This is a genomic window from Bordetella muralis (assembly GCF_965139205.1).
Lineage (GTDB): Bacteria > Pseudomonadota > Gammaproteobacteria > Burkholderiales > Burkholderiaceae_B > Bordetella_A > Bordetella_A muralis.
The window spans coordinates 74456-95906 of sequence record NZ_CBCSIU010000012.1 but is presented as its reverse complement, the minus strand read 5'-3'; the positions used below and the strand labels follow the sequence as shown (position 1 = coordinate 95906).

Below are 21451 nucleotides of genomic sequence, written 5' to 3'. Positions count from 1 at the left end.
TGAAGGTTTATACTACCGATGGTCGCAATAGTACATTACCGTCCCGTACGATACCTTTGCCGCGACCGAGTTTTAAGAAATAATTGAACAATGACGATACTTGTTACGGGCGGCGCCGGATTTATTGGCGGCAACTTCGTTCTGGATTGGTTGACGCAATCAGATGAGCCGGTGGTCAATCTGGACAAGCTCACTTATGCGGGCAACTGCGACACCTTGGCATCCCTGCAGGACGATGCGCGGCATCACTTTGTCCGCGGCGACATCGCCGATCGTGCGTGCATTGACCAGCTGTTAGCCCAATACACCCCGCGTGCTGTCATCAACTTTGCGGCCGAGTCCCATGTGGACCGTTCCATCGATGGTCCGGCGCCGTTCATCCAGACCAACATCATTGGCGTATTCACCCTGCTGGAGGCTGTGCGCGCCTATCACGCGTCGCTGCCGCGTGCGCAGCAAGACGAATTCCGTTTGCTGCACGTCTCCACCGACGAGGTCTATGGCTCACTGGCCCCGTCCGACGCGCCGTTCACCGAGACGCATGCGTACCAGCCCAACAGCCCGTATTCCGCCTCAAAGGCCGCGTCCGATCACCTGATCCGCGCCTGGCACCACACCTACGGCCTGCCGGTGGTGACCACCAATTGCTCAAACAATTACGGTCCCTACCAATTCCCGGAAAAACTGATCCCGCTCGTCATCCTGAACGCCCTGGACGGCAAACCGTTGCCTATCTATGGCGATGGCCAGCAGGTGCGCGATTGGCTGTACGTCAAAGACCATTGCAGCGCTTTGCGGCGCGTCCTGCAGGTGGGCAGGCTCGGCGAGACCTATAACATCGGCGGCGCCAGCGAGCGTGCCAACCTCGATGTCGTCCACACAATCTGTACGTTGCTGGATGAACTGCGGCCGCGCGCCGACGGCCGATCCTACGCCCAGCAGATCACCCACGTCAGTGACCGGCCCGGACATGATCGGCGCTATGCCATCGACGCCAGCAAAATCGCCCAGGAACTCGGATGGACCCCGTCCGAAACCTTTGCATCCGGATTGCGCCGGACCGTCGTGTGGTACCTGGATCACCCCGATTGGGTAGAGGGCGTCGTCAGCGGCGCCTATCGTGAGTGGGTTGCACAGCACTACGGCCCAGCGGGAGCAAACGTTTGAAGATTCTGATCATTGGTAAGAACGGCCAGGTCGGTCACGCCCTGCAAGGCAGCCTGGCTCCCTTGGGCGAGCTCGTCGCGGTAGATCGCCAGGACTGCGATCTGGCCAACCCAGCGACCATCCAGGCCACGCTCAACGTCCACCAGCCCGACATCATCGTCAACGCCGCTGCCTACACCGCCGTCGATCGCGCCGAGGCCGAGCCCGAGCTCGCCATGCAGATCAACGGTATTGGCCCGGAGTTATTGGCCAAAGCGGCCAGCGCATCCGGCGCGCTGCTCGTGCACTACTCGACCGACTACGTCTTTGACGGACACAAACCCGCGGCCTACGTCGAATCCGACGAGGTCGCCCCGCAGTCCAGCTATGGACGCAGCAAGCTCGCGGGCGAGCAGGGCATCGTCAGGCATCTGCCGCAGCACCTCATCCTGCGTACCAGCTGGGTGCACAGCGAACACGGTGGTAACTTCATCAAGACCATTCTGCGCATCGCGCAGAACCAGGAACAACTGAACATCGTCGCTGACCAGGTCGGCGCACCTACCAGTGCGGCGCTGATCGCCGACGTTACGGCGCAACTCATTGCGCGGTATCAGCAGAGCAAAGGCACAACCGGCAAGTTCGCCTACGGTTGCTATCACCTGACGGCGGCGGGCCATACCTCGTGGTACGAATATGCCCGCCTGGTGGTGCGATTGGCACGAGAGGCCGGTATGGCGCTGCAGGCATCGCCCGATACCATTCGGCCGATTCCAGCCTCGTCATATCCATCACTCGCGCCCAGACCTGCCAATTGTTGCCTGGATACCTCTAAACTACGTCAGACGTTTGATGTATCTCTGCCGAACTGGGAAGACGGCGTTCAACAAACGATTGCGCAATTAGCGCGCCGATAAGATACGCAAGGATCACACTCAATGAAGAGGCGCAAGGGCATTATTCTGGCGGGTGGTTCGGGTACACGTTTGTATCCCGCCACACTGGCCGTCTCAAAACAGCTATTGCCCGTTTACGACAAACCGATGATCTACTATCCGCTCAGCGTGCTGATGCTGGCGGGTATTCAAGACATCCTGGTGATTTCCACGCCGCAGGACATGCCGCGGTTCGAGCAACTGCTGGGCGACGGCAGCCAATGGGGGCTGAACCTGCAGTACGCCATTCAGCCCAACCCCGAGGGACTGGCCCAGGCCTTTCTCATCGGCGACACATTCCTGGATGGCGCGCCGTCCGCGCTGGTCCTGGGCGACAACATCTTCTACGGCCACGACTTTTCCAAGCTGCTGCACGACGCGGCCGCCCAGGAAACCGGGGCGACGATTTTCGCCTATCACGTCCATGACCCGCAGCGCTACGGCGTCGTCGAGTTCGACAAACATGGCAAGGCCCAGAGCCTGGAAGAAAAACCCCTGCGGCCGCGTTCGCACTACGCCGTCACCGGGTTGTATTTCTATGACCATCAGGCGCCCGAGATCGCCAAAACCATCAAGCCGTCCATTCGCGGCGAACTCGAAATCACCGACCTGAATCGGGCCTATCTGCAGCAGGACAAGCTTGACGTCGTCACCATGGGGCGCGGTTATGCGTGGCTGGACACCGGCACGCATCAATCCATGCTCGAGGCCAGCCAGTTCATCGCCACTATCGAGGCCCGCCAGGGCCTGAAAGTCGCGTGTCCCGAGGAAATCGCCTATCGCCTGGGCTACATCAATGCCCAGCAACTGGTGCATCTGGCCGAGCCCTTGAGGAAAAACGGCTATGGCGAATACTTGATGAACATCGTGACCGAAATCTGAGCCTCCATGAACGTCATTCGAACTGCGATCCCCGAGGTATGTGTTGTTGAACCTCGCGTGTTCGACGACGAGCGGGGCTTTTTCTTTGAAAGCTTCAATCAACAGAGCTTCGAGGCTGCCGTCGGCCGTCCGGTCTCGTTCGTCCAGGACAACCATTCCCATTCTGTGCGCGGCGTGTTGCGCGGCTTGCACTACCAATTGAATCCGCACGCCCAGGGCAAGCTCCTGCGCGTCCTCTCGGGCGAGATCTACGATGTCGCCATTGACCTGCGCCGCGGTTCGCCCACGCTGGGGCAGTGGGTAGGGGAAATCCTGTCCTCGGAAAACCGCCGCCAGCTCTGGATCCCCGAGGGCTTTGCGCACGGCTTTCTCGTTCTGTCCGATTCCGCCGACGTGTCATACAAGACGACCGACTATTGGGACAAAAACTCAGAGCGCGCCATCGTCTGGAACGACCCCCAGCTCAAAATCGACTGGCCTGCGAGCCCGCAGCTGATTCTGTCTGCCAAAGACCTGCAAGCCGGCACCTTTGCGCAGGCAGAACTGTTTGAATATTGATCCTCGCCGATGACGCAGCCCCGCCTCATCATCTGCTCGGCAGGCGTACGCCGCAATGCGACCCTGGCCGCCTTGCTGGATGATTTCGACCTGGTCTATCCAAAGCCCTCGCAACCCCGGCCCGGCGATAGCGTGCTGGCCTGGGGGCAGCGTCCTAGTGCGCAACGCGCACAGCGCTATGCGGAGCGGCATGGTCTGCGCGTATGGCACATCGAGGACGGCTTTCTGCGTTCTGTCGGCCTGGGTTTCACGGACCCGCCTTTATCGGTGGTCATGGACGATCAAGGTCTCTACCTGGATGCGGGCCGCCCCACACGGCTAGAGGCCCTGATCAAACGGCCCCTGGATACCGCCCAGCAACAGCGCGCGCAGGCGCTGATCGCGGCCTGGTGCCAGGGCAGGGTGTCCAAATACAACCACACCCGCGACGCTCATGCGCCACTGCCTACAGGGTACGTATTGGTCGTCGACCAAACCTACGGCGATGCGTCCGTCACCGCAGGCGGCGCCAGTCCCGAGGATTTTCGGCGCATGCTCGAGGCCGCTTTGGCCGAGCATCCCGAGCGCACCATCGTCCTGAAAGTCCACCCCGACGTCGTTTCCGGCCGTAAACGCGGCTATTTCGACGTCGAGCAGGTGCGCGCCATGCCGCGCGTCGTACTGATGGACCAGGACGTACATCCGGCGGGCTTACTGTTCGACGCCCACGCCGTCTACACCGTGACATCCCAGCTGGGTTTCGAGGCCCTGTTATGGGGCAAGCCTGTCCGCGTATTCGGCATGCCGTTCTATGCAGGCTGGGGCCTGACCCATGACGAACAGCTCGCGCCCGAGAGGCGGCGACAGGCCGTCTCGCTGGCACAACTGACCCACGCCGCCTTGATCGATTACTGCCGCTACGTTGACCCTGAAACGGGCCGTCGCTGCGAAGTCGAAACCGTCTTGGCCTGGATCGCCCTGCAGCGCCGCATGCGCCAGCGCTTTCCCGAACACATCACCGCGGTTGGATTTTCCGGCTGGAAACACGGTTTTGTCCGAGACTTCTTTGGCGGCAGCCGCATGCATTTCACCTGGTTCGCCAAACGGGCGAGCCAACACGATAGCGTCGCCAGTTGGGGCCGCAAACTCGACGCGGCCCTGGCGAGCCGTCCGCCGGAAAAGCCCGTCATTCGGGTCGAAGACGGCTTTCTGCGATCCGTAGGGTTGGGCGCCGACCTGATCCGGCCCGTGTCCTGGGTGCAAGACGACGTGGGTATCTACTACGACGCCACTCGCGCATCGCGGCTAGAGCAGATCCTGGTCCAGACTGAGTTTTCGGCACCCTTGCTGGCCCGTGCTGCCGCATTACGCGAGACCATCTGCGCATCCGGTATCACCAAATACAATTTGGCGGGGCAGACCGCGTGGTCGCGTCCGCCTCAGGCGCAGCGAGTGCTCCTGGTCGTGGGCCAGGTCGAGACCGACGCCTCGATCCGCTATGGCGCCAGCACCATTCGACGCAACATGGATTTGCTGCGCGCCGTGAGACAGGGCTATCCCGACGACTACGTCTTATATAAACCACATCCCGACGTTGCGGCTGGGCTGCGATCATCCGGCCAGGGCGAGGGCGGGGCGCTCGAATGGTGTGATGAAGTCATCGGCAAAGTTTCGTTGGAACAACTATTCCCCCAGGTGGACGAGGTTCATGTCCTGACCTCCCTGGCGGGTTTTGAGGCGTTGCTGCGCCGTATACCGGTCGTGACCTACGGTCAGCCGTTTTATGCGGGCTGGGGATTAACCGAGGATAGGGCGTTAATCGACGAAGTATGTCGCAGACGTGATCGATTGTTGACGCTGGACGAGTTAGTGGCCGGTACCTTGATTCTGTACCCCACCTACGTCAGCCGGATCACCCGCCGGTTTGCTACTCCCGAGCGTGTGTTGCAAGAATTAATTGATTGGCGGCAAATGCCAAAACAAACCAACCGTTGGCGTCATTGCATTGCGAAAGTATTTCGCGAAAAATGATGCGTCATATTGCAGGGAAGGTGCTCTAATCGATAGAGTGTGAAGAAAAAGTACGACTCAGTTACAGAATTGATAGATTGTTTCGTAGTGTGCCACTTCAAACCGTCAGAATGCTCAGTTAGTTTCCCGAAGTCATGTTTGCCTTTCCTTGCAGTTTCGCCCGTTAACTTCCTTCATACTCGCGTTTTCTCCGTAGGTCGCTATGAAACCAATCCGTAAAGCAGTATTCCCTGTCGCGGGCCTCGGCACTCGTTTTTTGCCGGCCACCAAAGCGATGCCCAAAGAGATGCTTCCCGTGGTGGACAAGCCTCTCATCCAATACGCGGCTGAAGAAGCCGTCGCGGCTGGCATTACCGAGTTGATTTTCGTAACTGGGCGTAACAAACGTGCAATTGAGGATCATTTCGATACGATGCCCGAGCTCGAGGCCGAGCTGGAAGCGAAAAACAAGCAGCAGCAACTGCAGGCGATTCGCAGCATCCTGCCGGCGCATGTGAACTGCGTTTATATCCGTCAGCCGGCTCCCCTGGGGTTGGGGCATGCGGTGTTGTGCGCGGCGCCTGTGGTGGGCAATGAGCCGTTTGCTGTGTTGCTGGCGGATGACTTGATTGACGCTGAAGTTCCTGTGACGCGCCAGTTGGTGCAGGTTGCCCATTCGTGCGAGGGCAGCGTGCTGGGGATTCAGAACGTTGAGCGTCATGAGACGAATAAGTATGGGATTATTTCTGGCAATCAGGTGGATGGTGATACGTGGCGTTTGGACGGCATGGTTGAGAAACCTGAGCCCGCTCAGGCACCGTCCACTCAAGCTGTGGTGGGTCGCTACGTGCTAGAGCCGGAGATCTTCGAATATCTGCGCCAAACGGGTCAGGGTGCTGGTGGCGAAATCCAATTGACCGATGGTATCGCCGCCATGTTGCGTGACCGCGCGGTTTTTGGGTATCAATACGAGGGTACGCGTTACGATTGCGGTAATAAACAAGGTTTCTTTTCCGCCACCGTGGCCTTGGGCAAAAAATATCACGGCTTTACCGAATAATCGCGACGCCGTTTTGATAATCACCTCAACAGCCATTTTGATCATCATCCTATGAAGTTTGCTGTGGGTGCGATCTTCAAAAACGAAGACGCATATGTATTGGAATGGCTGGCGTTCCACAAGATCGTCGGGTTCAGTCAGTTTTTGATTGCCGATAATGGCAGCACTGACCTGACTCGACAGATACTGTCGATCTTGCAGAAGCATGAGCCTATTACGCTGGTGGATTATCCGGATGAGCCGGATGTTCGGCCGCAGTTGGGTGCATATAACTTACTGACGAAGATGTGTCCGGCGGATATTGATGCGATTGCGTTTGTCGATGCGGATGAGTTCATCACGCCGATGGATGGCATGCAATCAATCGTGCCAAAGCTGACAGAAATATTCTCAGATCCAGGTGTGGGCGGCTTGGCGCTGAACTGGGCGTGTTTTGGATCCGCAGGGCAGAAATTTTGGGAAGAGGGCTTGGTTATTGAGCGTTTTTTGCGGCGATCATTAGCGAAATTTCCTGTGAATCAGCATTATAAGGCTGTGGTTAGGCCGACGAGTGTTGATCACTGGGCGACACCACACCACGCTGTGTTGAGAAGTGGGCGGTATGTCGATGCGTTGAGTAATGACTTAGTTTGTCGTGATGGTCGGCAGGACAGCTTGAGCAAGTCGGTTATCTGGTCGAATATGCGCATTAATCACTATGTCGTAAAATCATTCGAAGAGTTTGTGTTGCGCAAAAGTCCAAAGGGCAGCGCTACTAAAATCGGTCGTATTAAGCATCGTAAGTATTTCGAACTGCACGATAAAAATAACGAACAGTGCGACGATATGTTGATTTTTGTACCTGCCGTTAAAAAAGAGGTCGCTCGCTTAGAGGCCCTGGTTGCCCCCGAGTTGGACGCTAGAGCGCCGGGCTCGGCTTGGCGACAGTGGTTACATAGTTTGAAATCCGGCTTGCAACGGGGTTAGTTAAGCGATGTTTTCCGAGAGCACTGTTTTCACGCAACAGGCCCCAAATGCCTGGCTGACTCCGGCCAGGCAGGGAGATGGTGCATCAGCTGGTGGTGTCTACTTGATTAAAGGCAAGGTTTCTGGGCACGACCGCGCCTATAGCGCCGTACTGAAACTGAGCTTGATGGATGGGCAAACGGTAGATGTTGATATTCTAGTGACTCGACGTGGCCAGATACAAGAGATGGTCAATGTGCCGGGCGGTATTCGAGCTCTGAAAGTCAATCCTGCATCCGATTTAACGACACCAGGTAATATCTCTGTGTCATTGCAGCGTTTGTCTTGGCTGGAATATCGTTTTCGGCAGTTGCGGCGGATAGTACCCGTATTTTTTCGACAATCACAGCAACGTCGGGCTCGAGCTGGTCTTAAGTTGCGCACTTTGTTTACCAATCTGAATCATGCCTATGGCGTGTCTTGCCGGTTTAGGGCGAACGCATATATGCGTAGCTACGCGGATTGGCATGCCGAATTCTATAGCGTGTCTCCAGAGGACCGCCATTTAATGCTCAAGCATTTGCGCCACTGGGCGCAGCCTCCTCATTTTCAGATATTTATCTTAACTAATGAGAGTCATGGGGCGAGTTCGTTAGCCGACCAAACCTTGGATAAACAGATCTATCCGCATTTTTCACGGATCCGCCTGCCTTACAAGGGCTGGGTTCAGGCGTTGGTAGCATTGTCTCAAGCTCCTGCGCTAGATGCGATGCCGGGGGGCGCCCAAGCCCCTGTTCTAGGTACTGCGTGGACGATCATCTTGCGGCACGATACGCAGTTGTCTGAGGCTGCCCTGTATTGGTTTGCACATCGTATTGTAAATGCCAACCACCCGGGAGTTATTTACGCAGATCACGATAGCATTGGGGTTGATAATCGCCTGTCGCAGCCGGTCTTCAAGCCTGATTGGTCGCCCGAGCTACTTCGCGCAACTAACTATATAGGCGAAGTGTTCACGTGGCGTACTAGGCCGTTAGCGCCTATTTGGGACGTTGCACAGGCTGCGAGTTATAGCACAACGGGTGCGTTGCATAGCTTGCTATTGGCCCTAACAGCTGATACGCCGCGGGTGGAGCATGTACTTGCGCCAATTTGTCATTTAAATGAGGAAACTCAACGCCGCGTCATCAGTCTCGATACAGAAACCCGCGATGTTGTTGCAGCACATCTGCAGAGGCAAGGCATTAGGGCGTCGGTGGAGGCTACCGGCACAGGCCGTTGTCATGTCCGTTATGACCTGCCAGAGCCTCTTCCCCTGGTTACCATCGTGATTCCAACACGAGATGGTTTGGCTCATCTGCAGTGTTGTATCGATAGTCTTTTGCAAAAGACTTCCTATTCTGCGTACGAGATTATCGTCATGGATAATCAGAGCGTTCAGCCCGAGACTTTGGCGTATCTGAAGGCAATTGCGTTCAAGCCAAACATTCGCGTTCTATCATTTGACGAGCCATTTAATTATTCCAAAATAAACAATCGCGCTGTTGAACAGGCTCGGGGTAAGATTATTTGTTTGTTGAACAACGATACTGAAGTGATATCACCTGAGTGGCTGGACGAAATGGTTCGTTTGCTGATGCAGGACGGTATAGGTGTCGTTGGTGCTAAGCTATTATATGAAGACGACACCGTTCAGCATGGTGGAGATACGGTTGGGCCTGGTGGATGTGCAAATCATCTACACACAGGTATTGGAAGAGACGAGCCGGGCTACTGTGGCCGAGCGTTGGTGTCACAAGAATTGTCTGCGGTGACGGCTGCGTGCCTATTGACGCACAAGTCTCTGTATCAAGCCTTGGGCGGTTTGAACGAGATTCATCTGACCGTTGCTTTCAATGACGTAGACTTCTGTTTGCGCGTACGAGACAAAGGCCTGCGGGTCGTATGGACTCCACATGCGCTGCTCTACCATCACGAATCGATCACCCGTGGTAAAGATACGAGTCCGGCGCAGATCTTGCGTGCACGGATGGAAGTGGAGTATATGCGTATGCGTTGGGCTCATTTGATGCACCATGACCCGTTCTATAACCCAAATCTTAACTACCAACATCCTGATTTCAGTTTGAGTGGCATGCCACATGTGATGTTGCCTTGGGATAGAAAGTAGATCGCCCACAGGATGGAGTAAAGCGCTGTTTACTTAGCAGTCTGCAACACTCTCTGAACGTACTTCTATGTTTTATAGGTATACTGCGATGCAACATCGATCTACTAGAGTTCCGTCCTTATGACTCCACGTACTTCGTTCCAAATTACCCGTGCCGTAATTTTCGCATTGGTGTTGCGTGAAATGCGCACGCGCTTTGGTCAGCGGCGGATGGGGGCATTTTGGATGCTAGCTGAACCCATTATTCAGCTGATAGTCATGGTTGTCGTGATGGGGATAATTCGTGGCCGCGGACCTACTCAAGGCATCCCATTCCCCGTATTTCTGTTAACGGGTGTTGCGCCCTTTGTTATGTTCAGAGGTATCGCAATGCTAATTATGGAAGGCCTATCCGCCAACCGTGGGTTATTTGCGTACAAGCAAGTGACTCCGATGGATACTTTCGTGGCGAGAACGATAATGCAGTGTTGTATCGCCAGTATCTCGTACATGTTTGTATTAGCCGCCTTCGCTTGGTATGGATATGATGTGAGTATTCATAGGCCTTTGGAGTGGCTTGGATTGTTGCTGATAGGGATTGCCTTGTCTTTTGGCATGGGTATGGTGCTTGCCGTGATTGCGGATGCAATTCCTGAAATACGCACCTTTGTTCGCTTCTTCTTTATGGTGCTCTATTTCTCGTCTGGTGCAATATTTCCTGTGTCACGTTTTCCGAGCTATATTTTGCCGTATTTGGCTTGGAATCCGTTCCTGCATATGACGGAATTGATACGACAGGCTGTCTTTCCATTTTATCAAGCCCTTGAATTAGTGTCTCTCCCGTATGTGTTGATTTGCATGGCACTCCTTCTTTGCGTCGGTCTCGGACTATTTAGAATTAGACGTTCGAGGATGTTGGCGATTAAGGGGATCGTCTAGTCGATGTTTACTTTAGATAACATTACGAAATCGTATCTCACTGGTAGTGGGAGGAAATTTATTTTCCGAAACCTATCCATGGTAGTGCCGCCAGACAAAAATATAGGTCTAATCGGTAAGAACGGTGCAGGAAAGTCGACGCTAATGCGATTGTTGGCTGGGGTGGACACTCCTGATTCCGGTGTAATTCGAACTGACAAGAGTATTTCATGGCCGGTAGGACAGTCGGGCGGCTTTCAAGGAAGCTTAAGTGCGCGAGATAACGTAAAGTTTGTCTGCCGCATTTATGGTTTTGTTGGCGAGGAAATGACGCGCAGAGTGCGTTATGTTGAAGAGTTTGCAGAAATAGGGGCTTGGTTTGATGAGCCCATCCGCACGTATTCCTCCGGGATGCGTTCCCGTATCGCATTTGGCCTAAGCATGGCCTTCGAGTTTGATTACTACTTGATTGACGAAGTCATGGCTGCCGGGGATAACTCTTTCCGGAAAAAGTGCGAAGAAGTATTTCGTGAAAAACTGGGGAAATCAAAAATTTTTCTCACTACGCACAATATGAAGGAAGTGGAACGCCTCTGTGATATTGTGCTTCTGGTGGATAACGGGGAGTTAAAGCTTTATGACGACGTTGCGAAGGGTATCGAAGCATATCGAACAAAATGATGCATGGAATAGATAATGGATCGAAATAACAAACGACGAAATAAGCTTCTCCAGCTATTTATTATTGTGGTGCCAATGGCCATTGCAATAATTTATTATGTTTTTTTTGCGGTTAATCGTTATGCTAGTACCGCGCAGGTGGTAGTGGTCGATTCAACTGGTGGGGCGTCCAGCTTGACTCAACAGACTGCTGGAGCTGCAATATTAGCTTCTACTGCTAAACAGGTTTCGAAACAAGAAACCATTTTTTTGCTCTCTTATTTGACTTCGCCAGATCTGCTGAAAGTGCTGGAAGAAAAGCTCAAATGGCATGAACATTTCGCTGAGCAGTTATCTGATCCGTTCTATTGGATCTCTCAGAAAGTATCACGCGAAGACTTGCTAAAGTACTACCAACGCCTGACAACGGTTCATGTTGATGAGTTGACCGGCCTATTGACAATCGAAGTTCAGGGACTAACGCCGGAGTTTGCGCATTTAACCTTGATGGAAATGTTAGGGCAAAGTCAAAAATTCATTAATGATTTATCGCGTCAGCTAGCAACGGATCAAGTACGTTTTGCAGAAAATGAATTAATTAAGGCACGTACTGACTATGAGAGTAAGCGAGCTGCATTAATTGATTTTCAAAGCAAGAACAGCATATTGGATGCAGAAGCGGCAGCCAAATCCCAAGCAGGGATAATTGCTACGCTGGAAGCGACGTTGGCGACGGAGCAGGCTAATTTGAACGGGTTGCTGGCAACGCTCAATTCAAATTCTCCGCAGGTTCGCCAACAGAAGAATCGCGTGAACGCAATAGAGAAACAATTGGCCTTTGAGAAAAAAGCCCTTGTGTCCTCATCGGTGGACGGTCATCTGAACGTGGTCGCAGCTGATTTTAGAAAATTAACTGTCGATGCGGAAGTTGCGGAAGAGGCCTATAAGCTTAGCGTTTCAGCATTGCAAAATGCCAAGATTGAAGCGAATAAAAATATACATAGCTTGGTGACGGTGGTTCAACCGAATATGCCGGAAGACTCGTCTTATCCTCGGAAAATTTATAATCTATTTACTTTTTTTATTGTCTTGCTATTCATTTATGGAATTACCCGATTTGTAATCGCCAGTATTGAGGATCATCGTGACTAGCCATATCTTTTCTTCGAGATGCCCCTCTCGAATTTTTGGGGCGCTGGGTATGTTAGTACTACTGTCCGGTTGTGCTGGAGGGATTTTATCGGGTGCAGGACCACGCATGACGACTATCGTGTCGACTGATGTGGAAGACCGGACAGTGCCATATGAATTAATAGAGCTTGGGCCTGAGACAATCGCTGCTTATGCCCGACCTATTAATGAGCCAGTTGCAACGACAGTGTCTCCGACAAAAGCCTTTGAGATCCGGTTGGTGCCAGGTGACGTGCTGCAGGTCATCATCGCTGATATTGGTGAGCAGAATGCCATGTTTGCACCGTTGGCGACAGGCGGGACAAAGTTCGAAGCTCGTGTTGATTCTGCCGGGAAAATCTCGCTGCCATATGCCGGACGTTTTTCGGTAGCCGGCAAAACGCCGGAGGGAGTGGTGAGCGAAATCCGGGGCCGTTTGCGTAATGTGGCGACTGATCCACAGGTAATGGTCAGTCTACTCGGGGATGTTTCGGGCTCAGTTTTGGTTGCCGGCGCTGTGAAGCAGCCTGGTAGATTTTCTGCTCTTCAGGGCCCGCTGACGTTATTGGACGCTATTAATTTGGCGGGCGGTCCGGTACTAGAACCGCATCTTGTTGATGTGACCGTACGCAATGGTAAAGATGCGCAAGTGTATTCCTACCAAAGTTTGCTGAATGGACTGAATAGGCCTGTTTCACCACGTTCGGAAATTGTGGTGTCCAGATCGAAGAAGCGTTTCGTTGCCATGGGTGCGGTCGGCCAACCTGGTTTGCATGATCTCCCCTCAGATCAATCTAGCTTATTAGAGGTGCTTGGACAAGCAGGATGGTTGGATGAAGCCAAGGCTGATCCTCATGGGGTTTTCGTGTTCCGGTTGTCACGAATGCCCGGTGCGGCCGAAGCCACCCCCGAGGTGTTTTCCCTCAATATGCGTGATCCGGCAGCAATATTTTTGGCAAAACAGTTTTTGGTACAGCCTGAAGACGCCGTGTATGTGACGAATGCTGCAGTCTATGAATGGCAAAAAATAATTACGCCGATCGTTCAGGCTATAGCAGCTGGCAGAACATTGCAGAATGGGTTTTAACCGCACTTCGGATCAGCTGACTTTAAATAAATGTCATCTGAAATATGTCACTTGGCTTTGTTTGGGTTACGACATCCTCGCCAACGCTGTAGAGGCAAGAATATAGGACAGCAGCACGATACGATCCCATCTAGCTATTGGTGGTATCCATATTATTGAGTCAATGATGATTTTTCGACGCCGTAATCAGAGCCCGCCAAGCGCAGAATCAGTCGCGTGCAGTTTGATCAGGAATAGCGACCTTTTTGATTCTGCTTGGTATCTTGACCAATATCCCGATGTTCTGAAAGCTGGGTTTGATCCGGTGTTGCACTATGTGCGTCACGGTGCACTCGAGGGAAGGAAACCCGGGCCTTGGTTTGATGTCGATAGCTATTGTGAGCTTATGGGAGATGGGGTCGAGAACGATAACCCACTGTTAGATTATCTTGAGCGACGGGAAGTATTTGCACGAAAAAGTATACAGGGGAAGAGAGGTTATTCAAATTTGGCGGACTTTCTCAAGGTCATGCTATTGAATCCCGTGGTCTCTGCCCCTTTCAGAGAAGAGGATAGGCGCTGTTTTGCTGTAATGGAGGGCCTTGCACGACATCTCGTTGGCCAACTGAATGGAGAGCAGCCCCTCAAGGTGTCTGTCATTATGCCGGTACGAAACCGTCGCCAGACCTTGCCAGCCGCTATTCAGTCAGTACTCCTGCAGCGATACAGCAATTTTGAACTGATTGTTATTGATGATGCTAGCGATGATGGCTCTTGTGCGCTGGCGGAGAAAATTGCTGAAAGTGACCCGCGAGTTTGTGTGCTGAAATTCAACGAGCACATAGGCGTTTGTGCTGCCCGCAACGCGGGCTTGGACAATTCGACGGGCGATGTAATTGCATATTTAGATTCGGATAATCTGTGGTTGGAAGATTATTTGGGTGCATCCGTTAGTGCGCTTAACAGATTACCGCTCGCGGATGCTGTTTACAGCGGACAATATGTATACGCCGAAGCAGATCTGAGTAAGCTCTCTGCAATCCGCTTTGGGCCCATGAATGTTTCGTTATTAGAGCAGCATAATTATATCGATCTAAACTGTTTTGTTCATCGTCGTTCTGTAATTGAGAAAAAAATCCGTTTTGACGAAAATTTGCAACGTTTGGTTGACTGGGACTTTATCTTAAAAATAAGCGACGTTTCTAAAATATGTTCTATTCCAGTTCTGTTGTCCAAGTACTATTTGCATGCTGCAGAAAATACTATAACAAAAACAGTGCCTGTGGGCTATCCCACTAATCGCATATTGCTGGCTCGGGAAAAACAAAAAAAAGTATCTTCTGAAATTCAGTTGTCAAAAAAGGTATGTGTAATTATTCCCAGCTATCGGGCTCTCGATCACCTTCAAAAGTGTGTGAGGTCGTTGGCTCCCTATCTAGCGAATCCGGGCTTTGAAGTAGTTATTGTTGATAACAATTCAACGGAAGATGTTAGAGAGTATTTGAGAGGGATAGCTGGGAATAAGATAAAAATAGTTTTGAATCGTACGAACTACGGCTTTTCGTATGCGGTAAACCAAGGTGTTGATCGTGCGTCTGCTGATGCAGATGTGGTTATTTTGAATAACGATGCTTGGTGCGAAGGCGATAGTTTGGAAATATTGCAACAAGCTGCTTATGAGAGCCCAGATATTGCGATAACGATACCACGGCAAATCGTGCCAGGTGGTACGGACAATATAAACTTGCATGTTCCATATGCTACGTCAAGTGTGGCGTGTGATGTAAGCCTTTCATCCCATCATAGAAATATTGAGTCGGTGGGGCTCTTTCACGATGGGGTTAGGGTTGAGCTAAATTTTGCACCTTTCTTTTGTGCCTATATAAAGAGATCTATATGGGATATTTGCGGAGGCCTTGATTATGAGAATGGTCGCCATTATCGATCGGACCGCATAATGTGTGATCTTGTTAGGCAGGTGCATAACAAGCGAATTGTCTATATACCTGATGCAAAAGTGCATCATGCAGTACAAATATCTACGAATACATTAAGTAAGAATTCTGAAGATATAGAGAATGAGTATCGCACTATGCTAGTGAATAATATATGGCCTGATCAGCTCAAAGATGAGTTGAAAATCCGCTCTCGGCCATGGGATTGTAGCTAGTGCGGTGCTATCTACTGAACAGCTGACACTCCGACTGTTTTATTGATTAGTCCGTACGAACTTGATACGTTCTATGTGTCATTAGTTTCCAGGAATATGTTGTTCATTGGCGTTTCGGGCCAATATTAAGGAATATTTATGAAGATTGCTATTGCGGGTACTGGTTATGTTGGGCTATCCAATGGAATACTGCTTGCTCAGAATCACGAGGTTGTGGCATTAGATATCATTCCCGAAAAAGTTCAAATGCTCGAACGTAGAGAATCTCCAATCGTTGATTCTGAAATTGAGTTTTATTTAAAAAATAAGCCATTGAATTTTAAAGCGACCCTCGATAAGACGGAAGCTTATTTGGGAGCTGACTATGTAGTTATTGCGACCCCAACCGACTACGATCCAGACACCAACTACTTTAATACCAAGTCTATCGAAGCAGTTATTCGGGATGTTATCGCCATTAATCCAAACGCAGTCATGGTTATAAAGTCAACTATTCCTGTTGGCTACACAACACGCATCAGCGAAGAATTCGGCTGCGACAAAATAATTTTTTCCCCTGAGTTTTTGAGAGAAGGTAAAGCGTTATACGATAATTTACACCCCTCGAGGATCATAATCGGTGAAAAATCGGAGCGAGCCGAAATTTTTGCGCGAATGCTTTGCGAAGCAGCTCTCGATGAAAACATTCCAGTGCTTTATACCGGATCCACAGAGGCGGAGGCGATAAAACTATTTGCCAACACCTATTTGGCTATGCGAGTATCATTTTTCAATGAGCTAGATACCTATGCCGCAATTCATAATTTAAGTACGAGACAAATTATTGATGGTGTATGTTTAGATCCCCGCGTAGCGCCGGGATACAATAATCCTTCGTTTGGTTATGGCGGATATTGTCTTCCCAAAGATACTAAGCAGCTTCTAGCAAATTACCAAGTTGTGCCGCAGAACCTGATTCAGGCAATTGTTGCGTCTAATACCACACGAAAGGATTTTATAGCGGACGACGTGTTGAATCGAAACCCCCGTATTGTTGGCATTCATCGACTTATCATGAAAAGTGGGTCTGATAATTTTCGTTCCTCTAGTATTCAGGGCGTGATGAAGAGAATCAAGGCTAAAGGCATTGAAATCGTAATTTACGAGCCTACTTTTGATGGGGACGAATTTTTCCACTCACGGGTTATAAAAAGTTTCGACGAGTTCAAGGAAATGTCAGATGTGATTATTACTAATCGCATGTCAAATGCACTCAATGATGTTGCTGCCAAGGTTTACACGAGAGATATTTTCGGTAGTGATTAATTTATCTGACGATAGGTAGCAGAATACAACTATGAAAGACTTGCCGAAACCCCATAAACGCGCAGCGGGGAAGGGGCTAGCCAAAGGACCAGGCCTGCTTGCAAAACCAAGCCGTCCTGAAATGAGCCCTAAAGATAAGAGTGCGGTTGAGCATATTAAGGACTTGTCTGAACAGTTGGTTAATGCTCAGACGTTGGCGGATACTAGATTGCAAGAGATTGTTATTCTCAGCAAAATAGTATTTGATCTCAGAAAAAAAATCGAATCGTCAACTCAGGTGGTAGAACCAAAGCTCCATAAAGCTCAGAAACGGAAATTATGGGGAATTTCCTCTTATTTTCCTCGCCGAGTATCGTCGAGCCACAAAAACGATCTTGCTCTACTAAAGCAGAGTCCCCTTTTTGATAAAGACTGGTATCTGGAAAAATATCCTGATGTCCGAGAGAGCGGTATTGACCCAGTCTGGCATTATCTAAAATTTGGGGCTAAGGAGGGGCGGAATCCGGGGCCAAAATTTAATACCTCAGAGTATTTGAGAAGAAATTCTGGTCTGGCTGAGTCAGGTGAAAATCCGTTAATACATTACATTAAGAAGAATGGCTAACAATTGCGCAAAAGAGAAGTGATCAATGGATAAAGTGATATCGACTATTAGGAATTCTGATCTTCTGGACCAGAAATGGTATCTGTCAGAATATCCTGATGTAGCGGCTATGAACATAGATCCAGCCGTTCACTACGTGCAATTGGGCGCTTTACTATATAGGGATCCCGGCCCAAAATTTTCGACTAGCGCATATTTGGCCGAGAACCCAGATGTGTTGAGCGCCGGAATTAATCCTCTCTATCATTATCTGGTTTGGGGGGAACAGGAAGGACGGGAAAGTAAGAATGCTGGTAGACGTTTTTCAGAATTAAGCAAGAAATCTTTGTCATCGGCTTTTGACTCCTCATTGCTCGAGGGGTTGGCGAAATCTGATGAAAATGAAAATCTAATTAAATTACCAGATTGGCATCTGCCTCGTGCGACCTTGATTTCTAAAGATCAAGTGCTGACTCCTTTTTCAGTGATGGATCTTGAAGTTAAGCTATGGGGAGGATACTCGTCGTATGCCATCTCAGCGTTGGAACGGATGAAATTTTCTTCCTCCACCAGTGTTGTTGAAAAGATAAATATTGGCTGGCATTTGGCCAGATGGTATTTTGTTGAGGGAAAATACGAAGAGGCGCTAAAGAATGTGCTGCTCTCTAAATACTACTGCATCAAAAACTATCGAAAATTGACTGTTCCGCTAATGAAATTGGCAGTAGTGGAGAGTCAATGCCTGACTAAGATGGGGCAGTTGAAGCGAGCTAGAAAGTCGCTAGTGAATATTACGTCACGTATGTCAGGAAGTTCGAATCTAAATTTGGCTTGGGCTGCCGTTGCTGGGGAAAAAAACGTCATAGACGAGCATTCTATGCCGGACAGAGATGCGCCGTTGCCGTGGATTAATCGACTTTTTGAAGAACGAGGGTTGGCCGTATTAAGAAAAAGGGATGAAACTGCGCCACTCAGTTTTTTCAATTTTACGGCGGTGGACATCGCTCCTCTGCCATCGTCTGAAACACCAGAAAAAATATCGGTGATTATCCCTGCATATGGAGCGGAAGAGACAATACATATTCCAATTGAGAGCTTACTAAAGCAGACTTGGTCAAATTTGGAAATTATTGTAGTCGATGATTGCAGTCCTGATGCCACCGGCGAGATAGTCAAAGAGCTCGCTCGGAAAGATAGTCGAGTAAAGTTGATCCGTATGGAAATGAACGGCGGAGCATATCCCGCCCGTAATCTTGGGTTGAAACATGCGACCGGTGATTTCATCATGGTGCACGATAGTGACGACTGGTCGCATCCGCAGAAATTAGAAATCCAGATGAACGGATTTAAAGCGGCAGATAACCCAATTGCTGTAGTGTCGCATTGGGTTAGATTTGATCAATATCTTAGACCGCTCGGTGCGTGGCGTCCGACTGGTAGTTTTTTTGACTTGAACTTCTCCTCCTTAATGTTCAGACGCGAAGTTCTGGATGAAATCGGCGGATGGGATGAGGTGCGTGTTAGTGGCGATGCAGAGTTTCGGGCGCGAATAGCCCGTAGGTATGGAAAAGAGTCAATAGTCAAAATATCTCAAGGCTATCTGTTATCCCTGTCCTTAATGAGAGACGACTCGTTAACTCAAACGAAAATAACGCATTTGAGGAGCTTGGATTTTGGGCTGCGTTGGCTCTATCGGGACGCATATCAATATTGGCATGGCTCTGATTATTTCAAACAGAGTCCGACAATAAAGGCCAAATCCGCTCGCCGTCCGTTTCCTGTGCCAACGATTCTTCGATCCCGCTCAAATCAAGAGAGTACATTTGATTTTCTGATAGTGAGTGATTTGAGTGTAGAGAGTTGGGTCCCGGATCTCTTGTTGTACATTAGCGCAGCGCACCAAGCAGGTTGGAGCACGGCGCTATGTCACTGGCCTCGATACGACGGATACGTACATATGCCAATTGACCCCCGTGTCTATGAGGCATGTCAGCAATTCGATATAGAAATTATCACTAATGGTGACGTCGTTCATGTGCGCTCTGCTCTCGTGCCTCACCCTGAAATTTTTGAATATAGACTTGATCAATTTCCGCAGGTAAAAGCAAAGCAAGCGACTATCATAGCTACTGAGACTGTGTTTAAAGATGCTCGAAATGCGTCGCGCACAGACACGGTTTCTGACGCTATAAAGTCCCATTTGCAAGAGTTTCTAGGTACTGAGGGTCAATGGCAGCCTATTTCTATGGCTGTTCAATCGAAACTTAAAAGTATAGAGCCCAGTCTGCGTGTTGCTAACGATATTTGGTGGCCATTATTCAAATTTTCGGAAAAATCGAATTGGCGGAAGTCTAAGAAAGAGACTCCAACTCTGGGGCGCTATTATGATGAAGTTACGATAGGCGAGACGTGGCCTATGAGCTTTAGAGATGTGAAGCGAGCATATTGCGCTGATAGTGCGATGAAAATCCATTTCGTTGGTAATCCTGACATAGTATGCAGTCATTTTGGCAGAAATCCCGAAAATTGGAGATTTGAGCTCACCGACGACACGAGCGTCGAGGATTTCATACGTCAACTTGATTTTTATCTTTATTACCCAGACCGTAATTACGACGGCGCATGTGACCCCATAATGTTGCAAGCTATGAGCAACGGTATTCCTGTAATTACATACCCAAAGTTAGAGAAAATATTTAAGGACGCGGCAATCTATTCCGCGCCGGAACGGGTCTCGTCTATTTGCACTGAATATTGGATGGATACAGAAAAATATTCTGAAGCTAGCAAAAAATCAAAAAAATTCGTTAGTAAGAATTGTGACGTAAAGAGCTTCATGGGTCGATTCCGCGCCCTTTAAGAAAATATATCGATCCTAAAGTGCTCAATTTTAATTATATTTGATATTTTTCTACGACATGTCACAACATATCTATGTAATGATTCGGTACTCGGTCCTCTCAAAAAATATCGGCGATACCTGGGTGGTGGGTAGAACCGGTTTCGAGGAGTATAGAGAAAAACTGTTTGCTTCAGAGCGGCTAAATGCAAGGCAAGATCTATTCGAAAAGATAACTTTGCCGTCGTTAGTTCATCAGTCAAAAACGCCTTCGGCAGAATGGCTAACAGTATTTCTTTTAATTTCGGAAGAGATGCCCGTTCAGCATAAAGATGCGTTAACGAGCTTAGTCTCCGGCTACGACTGGATCAAGGTTGTGCCGTTGCCTGTAGAGAACACCCTTTTAGGGCGTCCGGTGAAAGCCGCGATAGCGGAAAAAAAAGGCGAGTTGACCTACGCAACTGTTCGTTTGGATGATGATGATGCGTTGGCATTTGATTATTTTGAGAATTTATTGAGGTACATAAGGCCGCAGTTTAATGGATTTTGTATTTCTTTCGGGAAAGGCGTGGCAGGACTAATGACGAACGGAAAATTTACGTCTTTCCGTGATTACTATGCTCCCAAAGCTGCAATGGGTATGGCTTTTGTGAACTATAAATCGAAGAATGGGCCTGTGAGGTTCAAATCTGTATATGGTATTGGCAATCATCTGAAAGTCGACCAGAAAGTGCCGACTATTTTGGATTCCAAAAGCCACAGTTTCCTTCGCACGATCCATGAGCATGCAGATACGCAGATAGAGAGAGGCGCTAGTGTTTATTTAAAAATGAAGGAGATGGAGGCGAGTGATATTGTGGATAAATTTAATATTATTTTATAAGCACACTATATTTAGATCAAATTGGTCGCCCCGAATTGCATAGGCAAAAGTAGGTTGAACTGGCTCTTTACAAATTATCTGCGTTAATTGGCGGCATATGGCACGGACCGTATCTCCTTCGCGGCCTTGATGTGATTATTAGACGATCTCTGCTTGATATTTCTAGCGGATACGAAGGTCCGCTCAGTCTGGA

Annotated in this window: 17 protein-coding genes; all 17 read left to right on the top strand. The window is 49.9% G+C overall.

Annotated elements, in window-relative coordinates:
• Positions 1-90 precede the first annotated feature (90 nt).
• The 17 genes from rfbB to ACNA0I_RS17335 all read left to right on the top strand — a co-directional run bounded on the left by rfbB (position 91) and on the right by ACNA0I_RS17335 (position 21258).
• On the top strand, positions 91-1167 hold the full coding sequence (gene rfbB, locus ACNA0I_RS17415) for a dTDP-glucose 4,6-dehydratase (RefSeq protein WP_415807268.1): 1077 nt from the start codon (positions 91-93) through the stop codon (positions 1165-1167).
• Entirely contained in the window at positions 1164-2063 is a 900-nt protein-coding gene (rfbD, locus tag ACNA0I_RS17410; protein WP_415807266.1) for a dTDP-4-dehydrorhamnose reductase, read from the top strand. Before rfbB ends, rfbD begins: the two co-directional genes overlap by 4 nt.
• 21 nt (positions 2064-2084) lie before the next feature.
• Positions 2085-2963, top strand: coding sequence for a glucose-1-phosphate thymidylyltransferase RfbA (gene rfbA, locus ACNA0I_RS17405; RefSeq protein ID WP_415807265.1), 879 nt, complete (start codon positions 2085-2087; stop codon positions 2961-2963).
• A 6-nt stretch (positions 2964-2969) separates the two neighbouring features.
• Complete coding sequence (rfbC, locus tag ACNA0I_RS17400) at positions 2970-3521, top strand: dTDP-4-dehydrorhamnose 3,5-epimerase (RefSeq protein ID WP_415807264.1); 552 nt, start codon at positions 2970-2972, stop codon at positions 3519-3521.
• Between the two features lie 9 nt (positions 3522-3530).
• Positions 3531-5531: a capsular polysaccharide biosynthesis protein gene (locus ACNA0I_RS17395; protein WP_415807263.1), complete on the top strand. Its 2001-nt coding sequence runs from the start codon at positions 3531-3533 to the stop codon at positions 5529-5531.
• 202 nt (positions 5532-5733) lie between these two features.
• Entirely contained in the window at positions 5734-6570 is an 837-nt protein-coding gene (gene galU, locus ACNA0I_RS17390; protein WP_415807262.1) for a UTP--glucose-1-phosphate uridylyltransferase GalU, read from the top strand.
• 51 nt (positions 6571-6621) lie between these two features.
• Positions 6622-7536: a glycosyltransferase family 2 protein gene (locus ACNA0I_RS17385; RefSeq protein ID WP_415807261.1), complete on the top strand. Its 915-nt coding sequence runs from the start codon at positions 6622-6624 to the stop codon at positions 7534-7536.
• Between the two features lie 7 nt (positions 7537-7543).
• Complete coding sequence (locus tag ACNA0I_RS17380) at positions 7544-9685, top strand: glycosyltransferase family 2 protein (RefSeq protein ID WP_415807260.1); 2142 nt, start codon at positions 7544-7546, stop codon at positions 9683-9685.
• A 120-nt stretch (positions 9686-9805) separates the two neighbouring features.
• Complete coding sequence (locus tag ACNA0I_RS17375) at positions 9806-10603, top strand: ABC transporter permease (protein ID WP_415807259.1); 798 nt, start codon at positions 9806-9808, stop codon at positions 10601-10603.
• A 3-nt stretch (positions 10604-10606) separates the two neighbouring features.
• On the top strand, positions 10607-11263 hold the full coding sequence (locus ACNA0I_RS17370) for an ABC transporter ATP-binding protein (protein WP_415807258.1): 657 nt from the start codon (positions 10607-10609) through the stop codon (positions 11261-11263).
• 15 nt (positions 11264-11278) lie between these two features.
• On the top strand, positions 11279-12394 hold the full coding sequence (locus tag ACNA0I_RS17365; RefSeq protein WP_415807257.1) for an ABC transporter permease: 1116 nt from the start codon (positions 11279-11281) through the stop codon (positions 12392-12394).
• Positions 12395-12500: 106 nt separating this feature from the next.
• Complete coding sequence (locus tag ACNA0I_RS17360) at positions 12501-13499, top strand: polysaccharide biosynthesis/export family protein (protein WP_415807256.1); 999 nt, start codon at positions 12501-12503, stop codon at positions 13497-13499.
• Positions 13500-13662: 163 nt separating this feature from the next.
• Complete coding sequence (locus tag ACNA0I_RS17355) at positions 13663-15648, top strand: glycosyltransferase (protein WP_415807255.1); 1986 nt, start codon at positions 13663-13665, stop codon at positions 15646-15648.
• A gap of 138 nt (positions 15649-15786) precedes the next feature.
• Positions 15787-16953: a nucleotide sugar dehydrogenase gene (locus ACNA0I_RS17350; RefSeq protein WP_415807254.1), complete on the top strand. Its 1167-nt coding sequence runs from the start codon at positions 15787-15789 to the stop codon at positions 16951-16953.
• Positions 16954-16984: 31 nt separating this feature from the next.
• Complete coding sequence (locus tag ACNA0I_RS17345; protein WP_415807253.1) at positions 16985-17557, top strand: hypothetical protein; 573 nt, start codon at positions 16985-16987, stop codon at positions 17555-17557.
• A gap of 25 nt (positions 17558-17582) precedes the next feature.
• Positions 17583-20396 carry a glycosyltransferase family 2 protein gene (locus ACNA0I_RS17340; RefSeq protein WP_415807252.1) on the top strand — a complete coding sequence of 938 codons (2814 nt, stop codon included), beginning with the start codon at positions 17583-17585 and terminating at the stop codon, positions 20394-20396.
• Between the two features lie 58 nt (positions 20397-20454).
• Positions 20455-21258, top strand: a complete 804-nt coding sequence (locus tag ACNA0I_RS17335) for a glycosyltransferase (protein WP_415807251.1) — start codon at positions 20455-20457, stop codon at positions 21256-21258.
• The last annotated feature ends 193 nt before the right edge of the window (positions 21259-21451 follow it).